Source organism: Actinoplanes regularis (assembly GCF_900188005.1).
Taxonomy (GTDB): domain Bacteria; phylum Actinomycetota; class Actinomycetes; order Mycobacteriales; family Micromonosporaceae; genus Actinoplanes; species Actinoplanes regularis.
On the sequence record NZ_FZNR01000027.1, the window covers coordinates 76,762 to 98,564 of the forward strand.

Sequence of the window (21,803 nt, forward strand, 5' to 3'; positions counted from 1 at the left end):
GATCAGCCCTTCCGAAGGTCGAAATTCGCGGAACCGAGCACCTGACCGGCGATCTCCGACAGGTGGCCGAACGCCTCACCGGTCGTCCAGTCGAGGTGCTCGTCAACGATGCGTTTGGCGAGCAGGACCGCGAGCGCCGGGTGGGCGGCGATCGAGGTCGCGAGATCAAAAGCCGTCTCGTACGCCTTCCCGGGCGCCGTGACCCGGTTGATCAGCCCGAGATCGTGCAACCGCCGGGCCGGCATCGGTTCCCCGGTCAGCGCGAGTTCCAGGGCGGTGGCCCGGGGCAGGCTGCGGGCCAGGCGCAGCACCCCGCCGGCCGCCGCGACCAGGCCGCGCTTGACCTCGGGGATGCCGAACAGGGCGTCCTCGGCGGCGACGATCAGGTCGGCGGCGAGCGCCAGTTCACAGCCCCCGGCGAGCGCGGCGCCCTCGACCGCGGCGATCAGCGGCTTCTTCGGCGGCCTGGCCGTCAGGCCGAGCAGGCCCCGGCCCTCGGTGATCGGGTACTCGCCGCGAGCGGCCGCTTTCAGGTCCATGCCGGCGCTGAAGACCGCGCCGGTGCCGGTGAGCACGGCGACCCGGGCCTCGGGGTCGGCCTCGAAGTCGTCGATCGCGCGCTCCAGGGCGCGGGCGGTGGCCAGGTCGACGGCGTTGCGCGCGTCGGGGCGGTTGAGCCGGATCACGGTGACCGGGCCGTGCCATTCGACCAGCACCGGCGGCTCGCCCGGCGGTGGCAGCGGCTGCGCCGAGAAGGGATCCGTCGCCAGGAGCGGCTCGGGGTCGGTGGCGCGCACCAGCCGGGTCCCGTCCTCGCTGATCTCCGTGACGATTCCCTTGTCGGGCGTGCCGTCGCGGCGATAGGTGACGGTGTAGGCCTCCAGGACTCCCGGACCGTCGGCGAACCCGACCTTCCGGACCGGCCGGGCCAGGCGCGGGCCGGCGTCGAGGTCGCGGAACCCACGCGCGGGCGGCCGGGCGGAGAGGACGCTGATCGCGTGCTTGGTGAGGTACCAGCCGACGGCGGTGACCAGGGCGTAGCCGTCCGGGTCGGCGCGCAGCCGCTGCACCAGGTTCGCCACCGCGTGACCGGCGTAGTTGTTGCCCGGGCCCCCGGCGAACGTCAGTCCCCCGGTGACGGTGAGCGGCCGATCGACGGGCAGGCCCAGCTCGGCCGCGGCGATCTGGACGGCGGAGGGGAAGCAGGCGTACAGGTCGACGTGCTCGATGTCGCCGATCGCCAGGCCGGTGTGGCCCAGAACGGCCCGGCCGATCGCGTTGATCGCCGGGGAGGCCGCCAGGTCGGCGCGTTCGGTCACGAACCACTCGTCGGTGGCGTGCGCCCCAGCGTGGACGAAGATCCACCTGTCCTGCGGGACGCCGGCCTCATGCGCGGCCTGGGCACTGCACAGAATCACGCCGGTGGCCTGGTTGACCTGGAGGTTCGCGGTGAGCAGCTTGGTGTACGGGGCACAGACGGGACGGTCGTCGACGTCCGGGCCGGGGTGCGGGAGCCAGGCGTGCGGGTTGGTCGCGGCGACCTCGCGGAACCGGGCCCACAGCGCGGTGATCCGGGCCTGATGCTCCTCGGGTGAGAGGCCGAGTCGACGGCGGAGGGCCGATTCGAACAGGGCGTACAGGTGCAGCGGGGCGACCAGGCCGGCGGCCGTCTCCGGGGCGTTGCCGGGCTCACGGTCGGCGCCGAGGGTGCGGGACGGCGCGGTACCGGTGGGTTGTCCCGGCCAGTCCAGCGACCTGCCGGAGCGTTCCGCGACGGCCGCGGTGGCTGCTGCCTCGCCACCGCCGATCAGGGCGATGCTCGTCTCGCCACGAGTGATCGCGGCGGCGATGTCGTTGATCAGCCGCAGCGGGCCGTCGCCGCCGAACAGGCCGGTCTGGACGGTTGTCGCCGGGCGCGCGTTCAGGAGCCGGGCGATCAGGGCCGCGCCGTCGGCGTACTGCCAGGAGACGCTGGCCACCCAGCCGACCGTGTCGGCGGCTTCGAGCAGCGCGATGTCCTCGGTGGCCCGCTTCAGGGCGCGGACCGCGAGGGAGACGGGGTCACCGTCGCGGGAGTCGGTGGAGTGGTCGCTGACCTGGCCGGCCCCGACGATGACCGGCGTCCACGGGTCGACCTCCATCCCCGTACGCTCATGTTTGATCTTGTCCAGTCTCCGGGGTCTCGCTCTGGTGGGTGGTGTCTCGGCCGGCGGCGTGCTGAAGTCGGCGCGGGCCAGCCGCTCCAGGGAGGTCCGCAGGGCCTCGGTGAGGCTGCGCGCGACCATCGGCCCGAGCGGACCGTCCGTCGGACCACCCTCGACCCCGCCGTCGAGTCGGACCACGGTCCCGGATCCGCTCGGCGTGAGGGAGAGGTAGAGCCCGACCTCGATCCCCATCGGCCCGGTCCCGTCCAGCCACACCGCGCGGGCCGGCGTGACTCCGGCGACCGTCCACCGCACCTCGACCGGCGTCCCCATCAGCTTCACCCGCTGCGCGAACCGCACCCCGGTGCTCAGCGAACCCGGCGGATCCACCGGCCACCCGGCGTGCAGGACCAGCCAGTCCGCCATTGTGGCTGAATTCGTGAGGAATGCGTGGATACGCTCGGCCGGCGCCGCCACGGAGGTGGACAGCGTCCACGGCCGGCCCAACCGGCGCGGCGGTTCCACCGCGGGCGGAGTTTCGGGCACAGCACGGCGACGGAGACGCATCGACACCTTCCCAACGGTCTGGCGTGACGGTAAGCCAGTGAGCTGCATCGCGACAAGACCGAAGACGGCAACGAGAATCCGTGGTGGACGCCACTAACCGTCAAGTCGTACGGTATTTCGGTGACGCGCACCCAGGCCCAGCGCAGCGAGGCCACCCGTGCCCGGATCCTCGACGCCACCCTGCAGACGCTGGTCGAGCGGGGTTACGCCGAGACCACCACCGCCGAGGTCCTGGCCCGCGCCGGCGCCCCCCGCGGCACCCTGCTGCACCACTTCCCCACCAAGATCGACCTGCTGGCCGCCTCGGTCCGGCACGTCACCCGGCGGCGCCTCGACGCGATCGTCGCCGAGCTGGACACGCTCCCCGGCGACGCGGACGGGCTGGACGCGTTCATCGACAGCGTCTGGCGGCACTTCTCCGGCCCGCTCTTCTGGGCCGCGCTCGAGCTGTGGAACGCGGCCCGCACCGACGCCGCGCTGCGCGCCGCGCTGATGCCGGTGGAGAAAGAGATCTTCGGGGTGCTGCACGAGCGGGCGCGGGCACTGCTCGGCCCCGACCCGCGGGTGCCGACGGTCGTCCAGCTCACCTTCGAGATGATGACCGGCCTCGCCATGACCGGCGTCATCAGCGGCGACCCGGGCTTCCGCGAACTGTTGATCCGCCGGTGGAAACGGGCGGCCGCGATCCTGCTCGGCCGGCGGGACCCGGACACCCTCGTCGAACGCGCGAAGGGAACCTGACCATGTACGAGGACCCGTTCGAGACCCCGGAGCGCGCCACGCTGCGGGAGTCGATGGCCGCCTTCGTCCGCCGGGAGATCCTGCCCTCCCTGACAGAGTGGGAACAGGCCGGAGAGATCCCCCGTGAGCTGCACACCCGCGCCGCCAAGGCCGGCCTCTACGGCGTCGGCTTCCCCGAGGAGGCCGGTGGCGACGGCGGCGACACCGTCGACATGGTCGTCGCCGCCGAGGCGTTCCTCGAGGCCGGTGGCTCGTCCGGCTGCCACGCCGCGCTGTTCACCCACGGCATCGCGCTCCCCCACATGATCGCCACCGGTGATCCCGGCCTGATCGGACGGTTCGTCCGCCCCGCCCTGGCCGGCGAGAAGATCTGCTCGCTCGGCGTCACCGAACCCGACGCCGGCTCCGACGTCGCCTCGCTGCGCACCACCGCGGTCCGCGACGGCGACGACTACGTGGTCGACGGCGCCAAGATGTTCATCACCTCCGGGACCCGGGCCGACTTCGTGACCACCGCGGTGCGCACCGGCGGCCCCGGCGCGGCCGGGATCAGCCTGCTGGTGATCGAACGCGGGACGCCCGGTTTCGCGGTCTCCCGAAAACTCGACAAGATGGGGTGGCTCTGCTCAGACACCGCCGAACTGTCCTTCGCCGGCTGCCGGGTCCCGGCGGCGAACCTGGTCGGCGCGGAGGGCGGCGGGTTCCCGCTGATCGCCCAGGTTTTCGTCCCGGAGCGGATCATCGCCGCGGTGCACGCCTACTCGGTCGCCCAGCGCTGCCTGGACCTGACCCTGGAACACGTGCGCCGGCGGGAGACGTTCGGCCGTCCGCTGGTCAGCCGCCAGGCAGTCCGCCACAAACTGGTCGAGATGCGACAGCGGATCGAGCTGACCCGCACGTACACCCGGCGGGTCGCGGCCCGGCACGCGGCAGGTGTCTGGGTGGTCGGCGAGGCCTGCCTGGCCAAGAACGCCGCCGTCGACGCCGCCAAACACGTCGTGGACGAGGCCGTCCAGTTGCACGGCGGCATGGGCTACCTGCGCGAGTCCGAAGTGGAACGCCACTACCGCGACACCCGGATCCTCGGCATCGGGGCCGGCGCGACCGAGGTGATGACCGACCTCGCGGCGAAGATATTCCGCTACGATCACTGACCGAAATAGACGGTCGCGGGTCAGGAGGGGTGTCGTGGCGGAAGCGAACGACTGGGTACCGGCCGGAATCAACGTCAACGTGCCAAGCGCCGCCCGGGTCTACGACTACTTCCTCGGCGGGGCGCACAACTTCGCCGTCGACCGGGCGCTCGCCGAGCAGATCGCGGCGATGACGCCGAACATCGGCGAGACGATGCGGTCCAACCGGGTCTTCCTGCGCCGCGCGGTACGCCACCTCGCCGCCCAGGGCGTACGGCAGTTCCTCGACATCGGCTCCGGCATCCCGACCGCCGGCAACGTGCACGAGATCGCCCTCGAGGCGGCGCCCGGCGCGCGCGTCGTCTACGTCGACATCGACCCGGTGGCGGTCGAGCACAGCCGGGCGATCCTCGCCGGGGTCGACGGGACCGGGGTGATCTGCGCCGACATGCGCGACGTCGACCGGGTCCTCGGCGAGTCGGAGAAGCTCGGGCTGGACTTCACCGAGCCGGTCGCGGTGCTGCTCGCCGGGGTGCTGCACTTCGTGCCGGACGACGACGACCCGAAGTCGATCGTGGCGGCGCTGGGCTCGGCCGTCGTGCCCGGCAGCCACCTGCTGATCTCGCACGCCACCGCGGACGGGCAGCCGCCCGAGGTGGTCGAGGCGCAGCGGCTCTCCGGGCGCACCGGCACCGAGATCGTGCTGCGACCGGCGGCCGAGATCACGTCGTACTTCGAAGGGTTCGACCTGGTCGAGCCCGGTCTGGTCTTCATCCCGCGGTGGCGGCCGGACCCGCAGGACCCAGTCGACGAGCATCCCGAGCGGGTGGGGGCGTACGCCGGCGTCGGCAAGAAAGGATGACCGGCTTCGCCCGGCTCTGGCTCGAACGGATCGCGCACGAGGGCTTCGTTCCGCTGGACGGGGCCGACCTGGAGGCGCTGCTGGACCGGCTGGCCGGACAGCTCGCCGGGGGCGATCCGGCGGCGGCCCGCGAGGCCGGTGCGGCCCTGGTCGCCGCCCACCTGACCGATCCAGCCGTGCTTGCCGAGACGATCACCCTGATCGGCACCGTCTACCCCGGCTCCGAGGGGACCCGGATTCAGGCCGCGCTCGCCGCCGGGTACGCCCAGGCGCTGCGCGAGGCCACCATGGCCGAGCAGGAGCGGCTCAGCCGCGCCGTGCTGGACGCGCACGCAGGCGTCGAACGGGCGCTGCGCGACAGCGAGTCCCGGCTGCGCGGGATCTTCCACAACGCCGCGATCGGCATCGGGGTCAGCACCATGGACGGCCGGATCGTCCGGGTCAACCAGGCCTTCGCCGACCTGCTCGGCTACACCCCCGACGAGATGTGCACGATGATCGTCCCGCAGCTGGCACACCCGAGTGACCCGCCCGGGATGTGGCAGCTCTACGAGGAGATGATCCGCGGCGAGCGGGACCACGTGCGCCTCGAGAAGGCGTACCCCCGCAAGGACGGCGGGGCGCTCTGGACCGACCTGACCTCCTCGCTGATCCGCGACGAGCACGGCGTGCCCGAACTGATCATCGCCATGGTGCAGGACATCACCGACCGGCGACGGCTCAAGGAGAGCCTGCAGCACCAGGCCACCCACGACCCGCTGACCGGCCTGCCGAACCGGACGATGATCGCCGCCCACCTGGAACAGATCTTCGAGAGCGCGGAGCGGGTCGGCCTCTGCTACCTCGACCTGGACGGCTTCAAACGGGTCAACGACACGCTCGGCCACCAGATCGGCGACGCGCTGCTGGCGGCGGTCGCCGAACGCCTCACCGCCTGCGCCGACGAGCCCTGCCGGATAGCCGGCCGGATGAGCGGCGACGAGTTCGTGCTCGCGGTCCGCGACCCGGCCGGCCCGTCCGCGATGCGGACCCTCGCCGAACAGGTCCTCACCGAGCTGACCCGCCCCTACGAGATCGGCCGGCACCGGCTGCGGGTGTCGGCGAGCATCGGCGTGGTCGCCAGCGACGTCCGCGACACCTCCCCGGCCGAGCTGATGAAGGCCGCCGACCTCACCCTCTACACCGCGAAATCCGAGGGCCGCGCCCGCTACGTGATGTACGACGCGGACCGCAACGCCCGGCAGGCCGCCCGCTACGCCCTGGCCGCCGCCATGCCCGACGCCCTCGACCGCGACGAGTTCACCGTGGTCTACCAGCCCCTGGTCTCCCTCGCCGACGAACGGGTGCGGGGTGTCGAGGCCCTGGTCCGCTGGCGGCACCCGGTGCTCGGCGAGCTCTCCCCGGACGCCTTCATCCCGCTCGCCGAGGAGACCGGCGTGATCGTCGCGCTCGGCCGGCACGTGCTGCGGCGAGCCTGCGCCCAGGCCGCCGAGTGGTCCCGCCAGGTCCCGGACGCGCCGATCTTCGTCAGCGTCAACGTGACGGTCGCCCAGGCGCGCGAGCCGGCGTTCCCCGCCGAGGTCGCCAAGATCCTCGCGGACACCGGGCTCGACCCGCGCCTGCTGGTGCTGGAGCTGACCGAGAGCGCGATCATGGACACCGACGGGGCTCCGCTGGGCGCTCTGGACGGCCTCGCCGCCAGCGGGATCCGGATCGCGATCGACGACTTCGGGACGGGGTACTCGAACCTCGCCTACCTGCGGCGCCTGCCCATCCACATCCTGAAGCTGGCCGGGCCCTTCGTCGACGGCCTCCGCAAACCACTCCCGTCCGCCTCAGCGAACCCGGCGCGCCCCGCCGGCCCGCTCGATCCGATCGCTTCCGCTTCGCCGCTCCCGCACGGCCCGCTGACCTCCACTGCGCCCCCGCCGCACGGCCCGCTGAACTCCGCTTCGGCGCACCCGCACGGCCCGCTCACTTCCGCTGCGGCGAACCCGCGCGGCCCGCTCGATCCGGCCGCCTCCTGTTCGCCGGTCTCGGTGGACGAGCAGATCGTCGAGACGATCGTCCGCCTGGCCCATGCGCTCGGCATCACCGTCACCGCCGAGGCCGTCGAAACCCGGCCACAGGCCGACCGTCTCCGCCATCTGGGCTGCGACACCGGTCAGGGCTACCTCTTCTCCCGGCCCGTCCCACCGGCCGCGATCCTCCCGCTGCTGCAGAGCTCCGGCCCGGCCTACGCCGGCCTCACCCCTCGCTGACGCCGGCGTCCGCCGTACCCTCCCGCTCAATTCTTTCCGCGGTACGACCTACGCCTCCCGTGCCCAGCCCTCTCGGGCCACCCCTCGTGCCTGTCCCGCGCGGCGTTCCCCCGCCTCACGACCGCAACGCGCCCCCAGGCCCCTGGCTGGGCCCTGTCAAACCCCACAACCAGCCAACAAACCCCAGTTGGTCACCGCGGTCGCAACGCGAGCCGTGGAACCGCCACCACAACCAGCTGAGGAAACGGGACCGCTTTCGGGAGTGGCTGGGGGTCGGGCGGCGCGGCTGGGGCACGGTGCGGCGCGGGCCTCGCGCGCGATCGGCACGGGGGTTGGCCCGAGAGGGCTGGGCACGGGAGGCGTAGGTCGTACCGCGGAAAGAATTAGCGGTGACCGGCGACGGGCCAGGCGCCTTCCGCGCGGATCTGGTTGATGAGGGGGCCGAGGTCAACCGGGTGGCTCGTGTCGATCATCAGGGTTCGCCCGACACGGAGGGGCTCCGCCTCCGCGGCCCACCGTGGCCACGAGTCGGTCAGTCTGCGCTGGTCCTCGTGGATTTCGGCGCGCCGGCGGCCGCGGTAGCGAGCTATCGCGAACTCGGCGGGGACGTCGCACCAGATCTCCACGGTGGTGGGTGAACCGCACCGATCGAGGCCGGCTTTCACGAAGCCGAGGTCGCGTGGCTTGAACCACCAGGATTCGAGGACGGCGCCACCGGGTGCGGCCGCGGCCAGCTCCCACATCGCCTGGGAAGCGGCGATGCCGAGCGCGGGTGACGGTATTCCCGGCACTGCCGCCGCCATCGCTTCCTTGAGCAGGTCCTTGCCGATCAGGGGAACCCGCAGAGCCGACGCCAATGGGCCGGCCAGCGTGGACTTCCCGGAGCCGGGAAGACCATTGATCAAGATGAGCTGAGACGCCACGACGGCGAGCATGGCACGTCACCCCGCTACGAACGGGTCAACTCGATCAAATCCGGGGTGGGTTCGAGGCCGTCTCGTACGGAGGTGACGTACTGCTTGGCCTGAGCCGGTGTGAGTCGCGGCGCCCGGCTGCGGAGATGGCGCATCGCGGCCTTTGCGCCGTCGTCGATCAGAAGCTGACGGACACTCTCCGTCAGGGGATCCAGCGGTATGACTCCCTTGACCTGTTCCAGGTATTCCCATACCCAGGCGCCGGTGTGGTAGGCGACGGTCCCGAGGCCATGGACGCTCTCGTCGTACCGATCCACGAGATAGGGACCCCCGCCTCCTATCTGATAGGAGTGGTCTCCGCGGAGCAACTCCACCGGCGCCCAGTGCACGACCCAGCCCAGCTCATGCTCCTCCACCTCCGAGACCGCCGCCCCGGAGGACCACAGGTCGCGATATTTGAGCAGTTCAGCTTCGATCAGTTCCACAGCCCGGTCCCGGGAGATCACGGTGCTGTGGAGCCCCCGGGCACGGTCTCCGCGAAGATGGGCCGGCCGTCGATGCTGGCGCCGTTCTTGACCCGGCGATATTCCGCGAGATCCGCGTCGGTGCGCCGCTCGTGGGCACGAATGAGCAGGTCACGGTCGCCCTCGTAGGACATGAGCGGCACCGCGTATCCGCAGGAGTCGCTGACCCGATCGACGGCGACGTCGATCACCGACCGTACGCCGTGGGTGTCCGGCGGCGCGGCGAACAGGGGCAGCAGCTCGGCGTACTCCGGTGAGGTGACCGGTACCGTGCGGCCGCGGCCGTGGAGCCGGACAATGTTCGGCGGCCCCTGGAAGGCGCAGAACATCAGGGTGATCCGGCCGTTCTCGTTCAGGTGGGCGATCGTCTCCGCGCCGCTGCCGTGGTAGTCGAGATAGGCGACCCGGTGCTCGCCGATCACCACGAACGTGCCGGCCATGCCCTTGGGCGAGACGTTGACATGTCCACCCGCTCCGCTCGGCGCGGTGGCCACGAAGAACATCGGCTGCGCCTCGATGAAGACTCGCAACCGGCCGTCGATCCGCTCATGCACCTTCATGGGCTACATCCTGCCCTCCGGCCGCAGCGCGCTCGAGCCGATTTTCGTCACACTGCCGCTTCCGTGCCGCCGTTCCTCAGCGGAAAGCCGGCCGAAACGCGGTCGCTTCCGGACAGCCGCTGCCCGGCGAGAAGGCCGGCCGGGTCCCGCGCCTGCCACGGGTGAGACTCCTCGCGCCGAGGATGCCGTGCCCGATGCGCGGCGGCGTCGTTGAGCCGGGCATGTCTCGCAAGCTTGTCATCGCCGTCGCCGCCCTCGCCGTCTCTCTCGCGGGGTGTTCCAGCGGTTCCGATTCGACGATCGCCCCCGCCGCAAAGAACTCGGAAGCCCCCGCCGACGCGCGGTCGCAGCCCGAACTGCGGGCCAGCATGGAGGCGCAGCTCGGGTTCCCGCCGAAGCCGGACGCGGAGACCGCCCAGGCCTTTCTCGCCGACCTGAAGGGGATCGATCCGGCACTGGTCGCCTCGCAGAACGCGGATTCGCTGGTCAACCGGGGCCGGGATCAGTGCCGGGACCTCAAGGCCCGCCCGCAGAGCGAGTGGGTGACCGTCGCCAACCAGCGGTTCGTGACGCCGGAGGCACCGAAGGGCCTCGGCGACGCGACCGCTTCGAAGATCATTACGGTGGTACGGACGCGGCTCTGCCCCGGATTCTGACCGCCGGGCCCACCCCACGACAGGAAGCCCGTCCCGGGCGGTGAGCCACAGGACGGGTCACGTTCGGAGAGCGGCGTCCAGTTCGGCGAAGAGCGCTTCCGGCACGGGCTGTTCAAGGCGCTGCCAGTAGTCGCGACCGCAGGTCCAGGCGGCGCTGACGGCGGCGGTGAGCGACACCGGATCGGCGGTGGCCGTGGCGCGGTGCAGCACGGCGACGACGTCCGCGGGCAGGTCCGTCTCGGCCGCCCTGGACGGGGTGAGCCAGTGTTGCGTGCGGTTCTCCGCGAGGCGGGCCATCCACAGCAGGTGCCGCTGCACGTGGGTCAGCGCGTCGACGGCCCGCAACAGCTCGCCACGGCACGCGACCCGGTGGGCCAGGACCAGCCAGTTGGCGAACCGGCCGCAGAGCTCACCGGGCGGTTGCGTGGCCGGCTCAGCGGGCAGCGCCTCGAGCGCGGCCCGCAGCTCACCGGTCCGGTCGACCAGGATCATCCGGTCGACGGGACCGCTGCGGGCCGGCCAGCCGGCCACCCCACCGATCGCCTCCCGGCCGGTGAAGTGGAACTCGCCGCGGACCAGGCCCGGGAAGAACACCACGTGCGTGCCGAACTCGTTGACGACCGTGTGCCGGGTCGGGCCGACCTCCGCCAGCCAGGCGCCGGGGTCCACGGCGCGGTCGAAGAAGAGCCAGAACTCGACGTCGCTGTGCTCGTCGGCCTCCCCGCTGACGAACGAGCCGTAGGCCAGCGCCGCCGTCAGTCGCTCGTCGGCCCGGCAGAGTTCGCGGACCCGGGCGATCAGCCGTTCCTGGATCACTCCGGCATCAGGATGTCGTCGACCTTGACGGTGCAGTTGTTGACCTGGACGCCGTACCGCTCGACGGCTTCGATGACCCGGCTGCGGACCTCGGTGGTCACCTCGGAGACGACCTCACCGGCGCGCAGGCAGAGCACCACGGTAAGGTCGACCTCGACACCGTCCACTTTGGCCGAGACGCCACGGGTGGCGTCGCCGACCTTGTCCAGCCCGACCTTGTCGAGCACCGAGTTGAAGAACCGGGCCACGTCACCGCCGAGTTCGGCCACGCCCGGGACCGAGCGCGCCGCCGCGGCGGCCAGTTTCTCGATCACCTCGCGTTCGAAGTGGGTGTCGCCCCGGTAGGCGGCCACCTCGATGACCTCGGCTCCGCCACTCTGCGGCGGCACGGCCTGGGCCACCGCGGCAAAAGAGATCTGCTGGGTACGGTCCGCGTGGAACTCGGACTCGTCGTTCATCTGTGGCGTTCCCTCGGCTCACTTCGATGGTGCTGTCGAGCCGAGCGTACAAGAGATCAATTGGACGGTGCGGGACGCGGCCGTACCGGCGAAAGATCTTGATCTTGAAAGGTCAGCACGGGCTTGACGGTCTTGCCCGTGAGCGCGTCCTGCGCCGCCCTCTCGATCTCGGCGAACGGATAGGTGGTGATCAGTCTCTCCAGCGGGAAGCGGCCCTGCCGATGCAGGTCGATCAGGTACGGCAGGAAGACGGCGGGGTCGGCGTCGCCCTCGATGACGCCGCGGATGCTGATCCCGCCCGCGAGCACCGTCATGATGTCGACGTTCGCGGTGCCGCCGATACCGACCAGGGCGAGCGTGCCGCGCCGGCGCAGAACGTCGATGGCCTGACTGATCGTCTCCGGGCGGCCGGTGGTGTCGATGGCGTGGTGCGCCTTCAGCACCCGCGCGGGCAGGTCGGCGGCCGGGTCGAGGGCCTCGGCGGCGCCGAGCGCGACGGCCAGGTCCCGGCGGGCCGGCCGGGGCTCGACGACGATGACCCGGCAGTCGCGCAGGAGCCCGGCGAGCAACGCGGAGAGACCGACGCCGCCCGCCCCGAAGATGACGATCGTCTCGCCGGGCGCCGGGTCGAGGACGTTGAGGACGGTCCCGGCGCCGGTCTGCACGCCGCAACCCAGTGGCGCGGCGAGCGTCGCCGGGAAGTCCGCCGGGATCTTGACGGTGTTGCCCGGGTACGTGATCGCGTGGGTGGCGAAGCTGGACTGGCCGAAGAAGCCGCCGAAGACCGGTGCGCCACCGCGCCTGAGCGTGCTGCTGACGCCCCGGGTGTTGAGGTCGCTGAGCCGGCAGTAGGCGGGTTGACCGGCACGGCACTGCACACACTCACCACAGCTGCGGAAACTCAGGCAGACCTGGTCACCGGGAGCGACCGTGGTGACCGACGCGCCGACCGCCTCGACGACACCGGCGCCCTCGTGACCGAAGACCATCGGCAGGCGCGCGGCCGGCCAGCGGCGGCGCATGGCCAGGTCGGTGTGGCAGATGCCGGCCGCGGTGATCCGGACCAGGATCTCGTCCGCGCCGGGTCCGACGATGTCGACGTCACGCAGGGTGAACGGGCCGCCGGTGGTCTCGACGAGGGCCGCCTGGGCGCGCATGTCAGTCGCGGTCCAGCCGGAAGTAGTACGAGCGGCCCTGATCGCGGACGCCCTTGCCGTTCATGACCCCGAGCAGGGTGTCCGCGCCGGCCCGCTTGAAGTGGTCGAGGACCGGCTGACCGTCGTAGACCATGGTCGCGGTCGACTCGCCGCGGAACTCGACCATCCACAGGCTGGCGGCGCCCTTGGCCAGCTCGACGTTGTCGTAGAGGGCACCGTCCGGGTCCCGGCAGACGATCGGGCTCACGTCGGTGAGCGACGTGAACCGCTTGCCGTACCAGCCGATCTTCGTGAGGGTGCCTTCGAACCGGTGGCCGGTGACGAACTCGCTGCCCCGCCAGGTGCCGAGGATCTCCTCGGGACGGACGGTGGGCAGGGCGGACCAGATCTCGTCCAACTCGTCGAAGGTGAACTTGCTCCCGGCCTCGAGCCGGCCCCGCGCTTCATCGGCGTCCATCGCTGCACTCTACCGCCGGAGCTCGGATCGTTAAGGTAGGCGTTATGAGCGATTGGGAGGATCTGGAAGAGCTCTGGTCGAAGAACCCGCGCCTGCGCACCTGGTTGACCACGCAGGAAGCGGCCTTCCCCGGCTGGGTGGCCGAGACCGGTCAGGAGTGGGACTTCACCACCCGCTCGCTGCAGAGCCTCGCGCTGTGGATTCGTGGCCGGTTCGCGAGCGCCGAGCAGGTGCGGGCGCAACGCGAGGATCCCGCGGTGGCCGTCCCGGCGTGGTACCTCGGTGAGGTGAAGAACCGGCACGCCGGCACGATCTGGCAGTGCCGGCCGAACCTGGATCCGGAGGTCAGCAGCGACCCCTTCGTGATCACCCCGATCACCGAGGCGCAGCTGGTCCGCCTGGAGCAGTGCGGTGAGCTGTCCGACGAGGAGGATCACCGCCCGAGTTGGCACCCGATCGACGAGCTCATCGAGGTGGCCCGCCGCGACCGGGAACATCACCTGTGAGCCGCACTCCGCGCACAGGACGGCGCCGCCCGGCTCGGTGCCGGGCGGCGCTGTCGTGACACGGAACTACTTGACGATCAACTTCTGGAACTGGGCCCGTACGTCCTTCGCGTCCACCGTGACGGTCATGTGGCGCGGCGGGCCGGTGTCGATCCCGAACGACGAGGTGTAGCGGACCGTCGCCGGGCAGCTGGAGCCGCCGAACTGCAGCGTCTGGTTGATCACCAGCTTGCCGGTTTTGATCTCGTACCCCTTCACCGAGATCTTGACCTTGTGGAAGGTCACGCTGTGCAGCCCACCGGTGCCGAAACTGCTCCGGTAGTCGCAAGTGCGTACCGCCGCGCCCTGCGTGTCCGAGCCCAGGCAGACGACCAGCGTCGCGGCCTCCGGGTTGGTGGTCTTCCAGGCACTCGGCAGCCGGCCGGACTCGGTGGAGTTACCGAAGAACATCGCCCGGTTGACGCCCTTGCGGTACGCCTTGGCCGCGCTGTACTTCGACGGGTTGCCGCAGTACTCCGGCGACGAGCCGGACGTCCGGTCCTTGAGCGTGTCCAGCTCGATGGCGAGCCCCGCCTTGGCGATGCCGGCCTCCGCCCTGGCCTTGTTCGGGTCAGCCGGATACGCGTTGACCAGCTGCTGATAGACGGTCTGCGCCGACGTCCACTGCTGCGCCGTCATGTAGGAATCCGCGCAGCCGAGCAGGGCGTTCGGCTCGTGCTGGGCGACCACGTCGGCGGAGCGGTCGAGGGTGTTGTTGGTCTTCGCGCGCTGACCGAGCCATCGGGTGATCTCCACGGTCTCGCACGGGTTCGAGGTCGGCAGGCCGGCCAGGAACCTGTCGAGCACGGAGTCGGCCATCTTCTCGTGGCCGGGCTTCGTGGTCAGCACCGTGTTGAGCTGGTTGAAGCCACTGTTCAGGTCGGCCACGTCACCGGAGAGGCCGGAAGTGAGCCGCTCCCCCGCATCGTTCAGCTGCCGGCACGCCGTGACGGTGTCGTCGCCCTCGGCCGCGAGCGGGGCGTTCGCGATGCGCAGGCCGAGCCAGACCTTGTCCAGGCCCTCCAGGGCGTGCGTGCAGTCACCGCCGGCCTTCGCGTCGGCGACGGTCTGCCCGATGCCGGCGGCCTGGACCCGGAGCAGGCCGAGGACCAGCAGGACGACCACCGCGGCGGAGATGCCGAGCACCCGCTGGCGTAGCCGGGTGGTCGGCTCGACCGGGCCCTGGGCCAGGAAGTAGCCGTGCGCGATCATCGCCAGCCACCAGAGGACGGCGACGACCTCGATCAGCACGGTGTGTACCGACGGGACGACGAAGAACATCAGGACGAATGAGATCAGCAGGGTCAGGAGGCCCAGGCCGACCCGCCGCATCATGAAATAGCCGATGCTGAGGAACGAGGCGTTGGCGGCGGCGACTGCCAGGCGGTCGGCCTTCCTGGGTTCCTTCGGCGGGGCCGGGACCATGGGGGGCGGGATCATCGGGGGCGGGGTCTGCTGCCATCCCTGCTGCGGGTGCCAGCCCTGTGGTGCCGGTTGGGGCTGCCATGCCGGCTGCGGCCAGCCCTGCTGCGGGGGGATTCCCGGCTGCTGGGGGATGCCTGGCTGCGGCTGCTGGGGCCAGCCCTGCTGGGGGATGCCCGGCTGCGGCTGCTGGGGCCAGCCCTGCTGCGGCGTGTATGGCCCAGCCGGCGGAGCAGGCGGTTGCGGTCCGTTCCACAGCGGGGCGGTGGGAGTCTCCTGCTCGGGCTGCGGTCCCTGCTCGGGCTGCGGCTCCTGCACAAGCGTCGGCTCCTGATCGAGCTGGGGTTCCTGCTCGGTCAAAGGCTCCTGCACAAGAGTCGGCTCCTGCTCGGTCAGGGGCTCCTGCTTGAGCTGCGGCTCCTGCTCGGACTGCGGTCCCTGCTCGGACTGCGCCGCCTGCGTAGGCTCCGACCCCTGCTCGGGCTGCGGCTCCTGCTTGAGCTCCGGCCCCTGCTCGGGCTGCGGCGGCTGCGGCTCCGACTCCGGTGGTTGTTGCTGCGACGGCGGCTGGGTCATTTTCTATCCCCCGAGTCGAAGGTGACTATTATGATCGACAGGAGCGAATTTTATATTCCTGGACGGAAACAACGTCGTTTAGAATGATTTACGGCGTGAGCCATCGAACATTCAGCCGCCAAGTCCATTTACTCCCCTGTGGACGACGGATGATTCATCGACCAGGATTGCAGCCTACCGGACCGGCGCCAGCCAGTTTTCGACCGGGCGTCAACGCCCGAAACCGCACGAACGCGGCCTTTCGAAATGGATCAGGCAGGCAGAAATGCCACTTCGGAGACGATCTACGCGCCACCGTGACAGCCCGGAAAACGTGGAGATCCCGACCGCCGCCGGTCCATGACGACGCCAATCATCCGGCGGCGATCAGCATCCGGTCAGGACGGCCGGGCAAGGCTCACTCCGACGACCCAGCGGTAGGGGGTCACTCGGACGGTCCAGGCATGCGGGTCGATCGGACCGCTCCCTGGCTGCGGCTCACTCTGGCGGCTTTTGCCGGTTTCAATATGATGTGTGCAGAAGGGTGCGGACGCGGTTCCAGGAGCGCGATCCGGCCTGCCAACCCGGCCCGCGCTGGGGCACGGCTGGTCGAACGTGCCAGATATGTGACTTCGTCTCCGGTTTATCGAGTCGCTTCACTAGGATCGTCCGTCCAGGCATGGGTGGGAGGTGTGAATGGATCCGGAGCGCGACGAGGTCGAACGGCAGCCGGGGCCATGGGACACGCCTCCCGCCAGGTCCGGGCCGGCGCCCCCGACGGCGGAGCCTCCCACGGCTCCGGAGCCCGGACGACGGCCTCCGCCACCTTCCGAGCCTGAGCAGTCTGCGCCAGTGCCCAAGCCTGAGCAGGCTCCGCCAGCTCCCGAGCCTGAGCGACAGCCTTCGCCAGCTCCCGAGCCTGAGCAGACTCCGCCGGGTCTCAAGCCTGAGAAGGCTCCGCCAGCTCCCGAGCCTGAGCGACAGCCTCCGCCGGCTACCCCCGCACGGCTGTCCAACCCGTGGGCCACGGACTCTCGCCCACGCACTTCGAAGCCCGCGACTCCTCCCGCGCGGAGCACCGATCTCCCGCGCACTCCGGCGATCACTCAACGTCCCATGCGGACCGGCGAGCCCCCAGGGACGACAACGCCCGCTCAGCCTCCTCCGCGGGCCACGAAACCCGTCGTGCCCGTGCCCGACGCATCCGCGAGCCCGGTGTACACCCCGGCGGCACGGCCGCAAACCGCGGTGCCCCGGCAGCACCCGGCCGAGCACGACCCGCTGCGGCCGCCACCCCAGGGGACCTGGCCATCGTCGGCGAGCCCCGTCGTTCCCGTACCTCGATCGGCTCCGCCTCCTTCCGCGCAACGGTCGGCTCCGGCCCTTCCCGCGTCCCGATCCGGTCCGCCTGAGCCGCCGACGGCCGTAACCCCTCCCGTTCCTCGATCGGGTCCGCGTGAAACTCCGACGGCCGTAACCCTTCCCGCGCCTCGAACAACTCCGCCCAGGACACCGGCGGCCCCGGCCGTACCCCTGCGGGAAAGAGGGCCGGTATCGCGTCGCACCCATTTCCTGCTGATCTGCTTCGCGTTGCTTCTGGCCCTTACCGCCACCGGCGGGCTCGTCCGCCTGCAAACGGGGCCGCAAGCCGCGCCGGACCCGGAAGTCGCCGCCGCCCAGGCCGCGAGGGCCCTGAGCGGACAGAAAGTCACGTCGCTCAAAATCAGTTTCTTCGACCAGGCGGGCCTGGACGTCACCGGCGACCTGACGGTCACAGCCGGCGGAACAACCACCGGAAAGCTCGCCGATTCCGGCGGCGGGTCAGCGGAATACCTCGCCTCCGGCGGAGACACCGCGGTCCGCGGTGACCAGGATTGGTGGGCACGTCGCGATCCGGCACGGGTCGGCGCACTTCAAGCCCATTGGGTACGGCCGAAGGACTACGCGTTTCCCCTGGAGAACGACGCGCTGACCCCGAAGGCACTGGCCTCGATGATCGAGTGGGTGCGCGACGGCGGGACACCGGCCACCGGCACGGTTTCCGTGGCCGGGCGGGCGGTCGTCGGAATGCGACGCGACGGGTGGACCGTGCTGTTCAGCCGAGAGAAACCGTACCGGCTCGTATGGTTCGGCGGACCGTTGCAGGATGGCACCCCACTCACGCAGACCGACAGTTCAGCCCCGCAAACACCGCCTTATGTCAGTGCCCTGGTCGACCCATCGCCCGGCGACGCCCCGAAGGCCGTTTTTCCGGCGGACGCGCGGGAAGAGGACAAGGTGGCGGCGAATCTGCCGGCCTTCGACGTGACCGTCAACGCGACCACGTGCCGCTCGGTGACCTGTTCCTGGTCAGTGACGGTGACCAATACCGGAACAGCGGCGGGCGACGCGTCGGTGATCGCCTCGGTCTCGCCGGGAATGCCGAAGACCCAGGTCAAGGCGCTGGGAAAGCTATCCCCCGGGCAGACCGTGACCACGCCGAAAATGAGCTTCCCGAATCCGGCGGCGACCAACAAGGACGTGGCGGCGGACTATCGGGCCCAGATCTACTGCCCCGAGCTTCACGGGTCGGCTCTGAACCTGATGCGACGACTGCAGGAAAAGGGCCTCGTGCCCGGCCGGTCGCGGATTCTCGGCCGGCTCGACTCCAGCCAGACCTCGGCGATGCTGTTCACCCTGGACGCGATGGGCAAGGTCCCGCGATTCGACGCTGACAAGGCCATCGACGCGATGGAGAACGCGGTCACCCTGGGGGTGCTGCCGGAAGTCGGCGAACTGATCCGATCCAGGCGCCTGGAGAATCCGGCGATCCTCTACACCAAACTGCCGAACCCGATTTTCGAGTACGACACCGGCACTCCAGGAACACCGGTGAACGGGAAGACCGGGTATCGGCGGCAACTGCAGGTCGCGGCCGGGGTCCTGCGCGAGGACCCGGACGCGACCGTCAAACTCGACAGCAAGGGCGTGGACATCCTGGTCCACACCTCCGGACAGCGTACGTACGCCATTCAGGTCAAGTCGGTGAGCAGCGACTCCGTCACCGCGAATCTGCAGAATGCGTTGAAGGAGCTCGAGGCGCACGCGCCCTCGGGGAGTACTCGGGTCGCACTGCTCCATGTGGACGCGGCCGCCGGATTCGCGCACGCCGCCGGCCGGGACTACTTCGACGGGCGGATGAGAGCCCTCAGCGCGGAGCTCTGCCTGCGCAGCGCGGACGAGGTCGTGGTGGTCAACCAGACCGGTGTCGAACGCTGGAACTACGAGCAGCTTCCCGGCTGCCGGTGAGCCCTGCCAGCACTTTCAAGAGTTATCCACAGGCAGCGATTTGCCTGTCGCGGTGAGTTGATCCATCGCCTAACTTGAAACCGGCCGGCCAGCCGAACCTCACATCCTCGCGGTGTCACCGCTCCCTGCGTGTCTCACTACGACGAAGGAGCTTTCGCATGGCCTCGAACGTGGAACCCCTGCTCGAACCCGGCATGGCGCTGGAGCGGATCGCCGCCTGGCAGAACGAGATCGACGAGCTGGTCACCCGCACGAGAACGATGAGCGACCGGCTCAGCGCACTCCGGGTGACCACCACCGACCCGCGCCGCATCGTCGAGATCACGATCGACACGCAGGGCGCCCTGCTCGACATCCGCTTCGGACCGCACCTGTCCCAGCACGACCCCGGCGCCGTCGCCCGCACCGTCCTGGCGACGCTGCGCGACGCCCGCCGCCAAGCCGCCGATCAGACCCGGCGGATCATCCTGGAAACCGTCGGCCCCGAGTCCGCCGCCGCCCGCGAGATGATGTCCCGCGCCACCCCCTCCGGGCAGGTCCAGCCGTGATCGATTCACCGGACGGCATGCTGGCCGACGCCGCCCAGATCCGCCGTCACACCGGAAACCTGCGGTCCCTCCGCGACCGCTTCGACTCGATCAAGGCGGCGAGCAGTTTCATCACCCACGACCACTCGGCGTACGGCAGGTTGTGCGACTGGCTCCCGGCGCTGCTGGCGGCCCGCCACCACCGCCAGGACGAGTTGGTCGCCTACGTCGCCGAGAACCTGGGCATCCTCGCCGACGAGTTGCACTCCACCGCCACCGACTACGAGGCCTCCGACACGAGATCGGCCGCCACGATCCGCACCGCCGGCACCCTTCGGTGATCTCCCATGACCAGCCCTTCCCTGATCGCCGCCCCGGCCGCCGCGCAGGACTCAGCCCTCGACGCCACCATGATCGGCGACGTCGAAACCCTGGTCTCGGCGATCCGCGACGGCGACTGGATCGACGGCGCACTGTCCGGCGCCGCCACCGGCGTCGGTCTGGCCTCGACAGCCGTCGACCCCTTCGGCTCCCTGCTCGCCAGCGGCCTGGGCTGGGCCCTGGAGTACTTCGAGCCGCTGCGTCACGTCCTCGACCAGCTCACCGGCGCACCACAGAGAGTCGCCGCCCACGCCGCGACCTGGCAGAACATCGCCACCCAGCTGAACGACACCGCCGTCGAGCTGCAGCGGCACCTCGCCGGCGACCTGCCCGACTGGAAGGGGGCCGCCTCCGCCGCCTACTCGTCCATGATGGCCCACAACGTCGCCGCCCTCGGCACGCTCGCCGGCACTGCCTCCGCCCTGTCCGCCGCCACCGAGGCGGCCGGCAACCTTGTCCAGTTCACCCGTGATCTGGTTCGCGACCTGATCGCGGACCTGGTCGCCCGCGTCATCGTCTGGGCCGTCGAAGCGCTGGCAGTGGTCACCATCCCGGTGGTCGCCACCCAGATCGTCCTCGCCGTCGCGAAGTGGGGAACCCGAATACTCGGCTACACAACCGCCCTGGTCACCAGCCTGACCAACCTCTCCCACCTGATCGACGGGTAACCACCCATGGCGCACTCGAAAGGACACGATCGCGGCGACCCACCGGCAGGCCGCCGCCGGGGGCCGGGCAGCGCCAGGAGCATCAGCGCCACCCACAACACGGCAGCCCAAACCGCCACCCGAGGCCGCACAAAGAACAAACATCCCAGCCCGCAGCCCGCAGCACGGGCTGACAATCCCGCGGTCACCCAGCCCACCGGCCGACCCGAGGGTGGCGATCCGACAGGCCATCCGACGCTCATCGATTCCGAGCAGGGAAACGAGGCCAGACGGTCACTCGATCGCGAAAACTCAGTCGCGATCCTCCTGGCCGCCGAGGGGTATCACACCAAGCAAAATCCCTCCAAGGCCGAGGTGGCCGAGGCGCGCGAGAACAACGGTGACACGGGCACGCCCAGCTCGAAGCCGGACTACCTGTTGGAGGGCCGCGTCTTCGACTGTTATTCACCGAAGCCGACGACAACCGTCCGGAACATCTGGAGCTATGTCGAGGACAAGATCCAACGCGAGCAGACCCAGCGCGTAATCGTTGATCTGAAAGAATGGAAGGGTGACATGTCCGACATTCGACAACAGTTCCATGACTGGCCCATCACCCACCTCAAGGAAGTAAAAGCCGTCACCCCGACCGGAGAAATAGTTCAGATCATTCCCATCACCGAGAGTTCATAATGGCGCTTGAATACCGTTTGACCATCGCCCGGGCCACGACCATCACCGACCTGGCGGTCCGGGCGTTCCCCGACCCGGCCGAGCGCCCTCAGGGTTCACCGTCCCTTCTCGTCGCCGACCTGTACGACCGGTATGGCTTCGAGGTCACCATCTACGCCGGGCAGAACGGCTACCGCAGCGCCGAGTCGGACGACGGCATGTGGGAGTGGAAGCCCGCAGAATACATATCGATGTCATTTCGTATGGACAAGACGGCTCACCCGAGTCAGACGCTGCCGGCGATGTTGGCGGCCGTCAAACGGGTGCTGGATTCGGGGGCCGAGGATGTCGCGCTGGATCTCAACGGGAACTGGCTGCTGCTTACCCGCGTCAATGGCGTGATCACGAAGCACAAGCGGGACGGCTGGTGGGAAGTGCACGGTGTCGTCGATCCCATCATCCCCGCCTGATCGATCCCGCCGCGTCACCTTCAGCCTCGCCATCCGACAAACCGGT

At 70.2% G+C, this 21,803-nt stretch carries 21 protein-coding genes; 12 read left to right on the forward strand and 9 right to left on the reverse strand.

What is annotated here, in order from left to right:
• Nucleotides 1-2: 2 nt before the first annotated feature.
• Nucleotides 3-2,759: a type II toxin-antitoxin system Rv0910 family toxin gene (locus tag CHC09_RS39695; protein WP_342352370.1), complete on the reverse strand. Its 2,757-nt coding sequence runs from the start codon at nucleotides 2,757-2,759 to the stop codon at nucleotides 3-5.
• A gap of 72 nt (nucleotides 2,760-2,831) precedes the next feature.
• On the opposite strand from CHC09_RS39695, the gene CHC09_RS39700 reads away from it, so the two are divergent.
• Genes CHC09_RS39700 through CHC09_RS39715 form a run of 4 tightly spaced genes read left to right on the forward strand, consistent with a single transcriptional unit; the run spans nucleotide 2,832 to nucleotide 7,708 of the window.
• Nucleotides 2,832-3,452 (forward strand): TetR/AcrR family transcriptional regulator, encoded by a 621-nt coding sequence (locus CHC09_RS39700; RefSeq protein ID WP_089298427.1) that lies wholly within the window; start codon nucleotides 2,832-2,834, stop codon nucleotides 3,450-3,452.
• 2 nt (nucleotides 3,453-3,454) lie between these two features.
• Nucleotides 3,455-4,606: an acyl-CoA dehydrogenase family protein gene (locus CHC09_RS39705; RefSeq protein ID WP_089298428.1), complete on the forward strand. Its 1,152-nt coding sequence runs from the start codon at nucleotides 3,455-3,457 to the stop codon at nucleotides 4,604-4,606.
• A 34-nt stretch (nucleotides 4,607-4,640) separates the two neighbouring features.
• Nucleotides 4,641-5,447 (forward strand): SAM-dependent methyltransferase, encoded by an 807-nt coding sequence (locus CHC09_RS39710; RefSeq protein WP_089298429.1) that lies wholly within the window; start codon nucleotides 4,641-4,643, stop codon nucleotides 5,445-5,447.
• Nucleotides 5,444-7,708 (forward strand): EAL domain-containing protein, encoded by a 2,265-nt coding sequence (locus CHC09_RS39715; protein ID WP_089298430.1) that lies wholly within the window; start codon nucleotides 5,444-5,446, stop codon nucleotides 7,706-7,708. The genes CHC09_RS39710 and CHC09_RS39715 overlap by 4 nt, the downstream gene beginning before the upstream one ends.
• 383 nt (nucleotides 7,709-8,091) lie before the next feature.
• Here the strand turns inward: CHC09_RS39715 and CHC09_RS39720 are convergent, their stop codons facing one another.
• The 3 genes from CHC09_RS39720 to CHC09_RS39730 are packed head-to-tail and all read right to left on the reverse strand — an operon-like array spanning nucleotide 8,092 to nucleotide 9,706.
• Nucleotides 8,092-8,631 carry a P-loop nucleotide/nucleoside kinase family protein gene (locus CHC09_RS39720; RefSeq protein ID WP_179277473.1) on the reverse strand — a complete coding sequence of 180 codons (540 nt, stop codon included), beginning with the start codon at nucleotides 8,629-8,631 and terminating at the stop codon, nucleotides 8,092-8,094.
• 26 nt (nucleotides 8,632-8,657) lie between these two features.
• Entirely contained in the window at nucleotides 8,658-9,107 is a 450-nt protein-coding gene (locus CHC09_RS39725; RefSeq protein WP_143232828.1) for a hypothetical protein, read from the reverse strand.
• Nucleotides 9,108-9,124: 17 nt separating this feature from the next.
• Nucleotides 9,125-9,706, reverse strand: a complete 582-nt coding sequence (locus CHC09_RS39730) for a pyridoxamine 5'-phosphate oxidase family protein (protein WP_089298433.1) — start codon at nucleotides 9,704-9,706, stop codon at nucleotides 9,125-9,127.
• A gap of 221 nt (nucleotides 9,707-9,927) precedes the next feature.
• Here CHC09_RS39730 and CHC09_RS39735 point away from each other — a divergent pair, with 221 nt between their 5' ends.
• Nucleotides 9,928-10,362 carry a hypothetical protein gene (locus CHC09_RS39735; RefSeq protein ID WP_143232829.1) on the forward strand — a complete coding sequence of 145 codons (435 nt, stop codon included), beginning with the start codon at nucleotides 9,928-9,930 and terminating at the stop codon, nucleotides 10,360-10,362.
• 57 nt (nucleotides 10,363-10,419) lie between these two features.
• Here the strand turns inward: CHC09_RS39735 and CHC09_RS39740 are convergent, their stop codons facing one another.
• The 4 genes from CHC09_RS39740 to CHC09_RS39755 are packed head-to-tail and all read right to left on the reverse strand — an operon-like array spanning nucleotide 10,420 to nucleotide 13,250.
• Nucleotides 10,420-11,178, reverse strand: coding sequence for a nucleotidyltransferase domain-containing protein (locus tag CHC09_RS39740; RefSeq protein ID WP_089298435.1), 759 nt, complete (start codon nucleotides 11,176-11,178; stop codon nucleotides 10,420-10,422).
• The gene (locus CHC09_RS39745) at nucleotides 11,175-11,636 is read right to left on the reverse strand and encodes an Asp23/Gls24 family envelope stress response protein (RefSeq protein ID WP_089298436.1); all 462 of its coding nucleotides are present in this window, start codon (nucleotides 11,634-11,636) and stop codon (nucleotides 11,175-11,177) included. The genes CHC09_RS39740 and CHC09_RS39745 overlap by 4 nt, the downstream gene beginning before the upstream one ends.
• A 56-nt stretch (nucleotides 11,637-11,692) precedes the next feature.
• Nucleotides 11,693-12,793 (reverse strand): NAD(P)-dependent alcohol dehydrogenase, encoded by a 1,101-nt coding sequence (locus CHC09_RS39750; RefSeq protein ID WP_089298437.1) that lies wholly within the window; start codon nucleotides 12,791-12,793, stop codon nucleotides 11,693-11,695.
• A 1-nt stretch (nucleotide 12,794) separates the two neighbouring features.
• Nucleotides 12,795-13,250, reverse strand: a complete 456-nt coding sequence (locus CHC09_RS39755) for a DUF4334 domain-containing protein (RefSeq protein WP_089298438.1) — start codon at nucleotides 13,248-13,250, stop codon at nucleotides 12,795-12,797.
• A gap of 44 nt (nucleotides 13,251-13,294) precedes the next feature.
• On the opposite strand from CHC09_RS39755, the gene CHC09_RS39760 reads away from it, so the two are divergent.
• Nucleotides 13,295-13,756, forward strand: a complete 462-nt coding sequence (locus CHC09_RS39760) for a hypothetical protein (RefSeq protein ID WP_089298439.1) — start codon at nucleotides 13,295-13,297, stop codon at nucleotides 13,754-13,756.
• A 66-nt stretch (nucleotides 13,757-13,822) separates the two neighbouring features.
• Here the strand turns inward: CHC09_RS39760 and CHC09_RS39765 are convergent, their stop codons facing one another.
• Entirely contained in the window at nucleotides 13,823-15,793 is a 1,971-nt protein-coding gene (locus CHC09_RS39765) for a hypothetical protein (RefSeq protein ID WP_143232830.1), read from the reverse strand.
• 1,569 nt (nucleotides 15,794-17,362) lie between these two features.
• On the opposite strand from CHC09_RS39765, the gene CHC09_RS39775 reads away from it, so the two are divergent.
• The 6 genes from CHC09_RS39775 (at nucleotide 17,363) to CHC09_RS39800 (ending at nucleotide 21,757) form a co-directional block, all read left to right on the forward strand.
• Nucleotides 17,363-19,060, forward strand: coding sequence for a hypothetical protein (locus tag CHC09_RS39775; RefSeq protein WP_089298442.1), 1,698 nt, complete (start codon nucleotides 17,363-17,365; stop codon nucleotides 19,058-19,060).
• A gap of 158 nt (nucleotides 19,061-19,218) precedes the next feature.
• Nucleotides 19,219-19,608 (forward strand): YbaB/EbfC family nucleoid-associated protein, encoded by a 390-nt coding sequence (locus tag CHC09_RS39780; RefSeq protein WP_089298443.1) that lies wholly within the window; start codon nucleotides 19,219-19,221, stop codon nucleotides 19,606-19,608.
• Complete coding sequence (locus tag CHC09_RS39785) at nucleotides 19,605-19,928, forward strand: hypothetical protein (protein ID WP_089298444.1); 324 nt, start codon at nucleotides 19,605-19,607, stop codon at nucleotides 19,926-19,928. The genes CHC09_RS39780 and CHC09_RS39785 overlap by 4 nt, the downstream gene beginning before the upstream one ends.
• 6 nt (nucleotides 19,929-19,934) lie before the next feature.
• Complete coding sequence (locus CHC09_RS39790; RefSeq protein ID WP_089298445.1) at nucleotides 19,935-20,636, forward strand: WXG100 family type VII secretion target; 702 nt, start codon at nucleotides 19,935-19,937, stop codon at nucleotides 20,634-20,636.
• Between the two features lie 6 nt (nucleotides 20,637-20,642).
• Nucleotides 20,643-21,308: a CdiA C-terminal domain-containing protein gene (locus CHC09_RS48765; RefSeq protein WP_179277474.1), complete on the forward strand. Its 666-nt coding sequence runs from the start codon at nucleotides 20,643-20,645 to the stop codon at nucleotides 21,306-21,308.
• Nucleotides 21,308-21,757: a SitI3 family protein gene (locus CHC09_RS39800; protein ID WP_143232831.1), complete on the forward strand. Its 450-nt coding sequence runs from the start codon at nucleotides 21,308-21,310 to the stop codon at nucleotides 21,755-21,757. Before CHC09_RS48765 ends, CHC09_RS39800 begins: the two co-directional genes overlap by 1 nt.
• The last annotated feature ends 46 nt before the right edge of the window (nucleotides 21,758-21,803 follow it).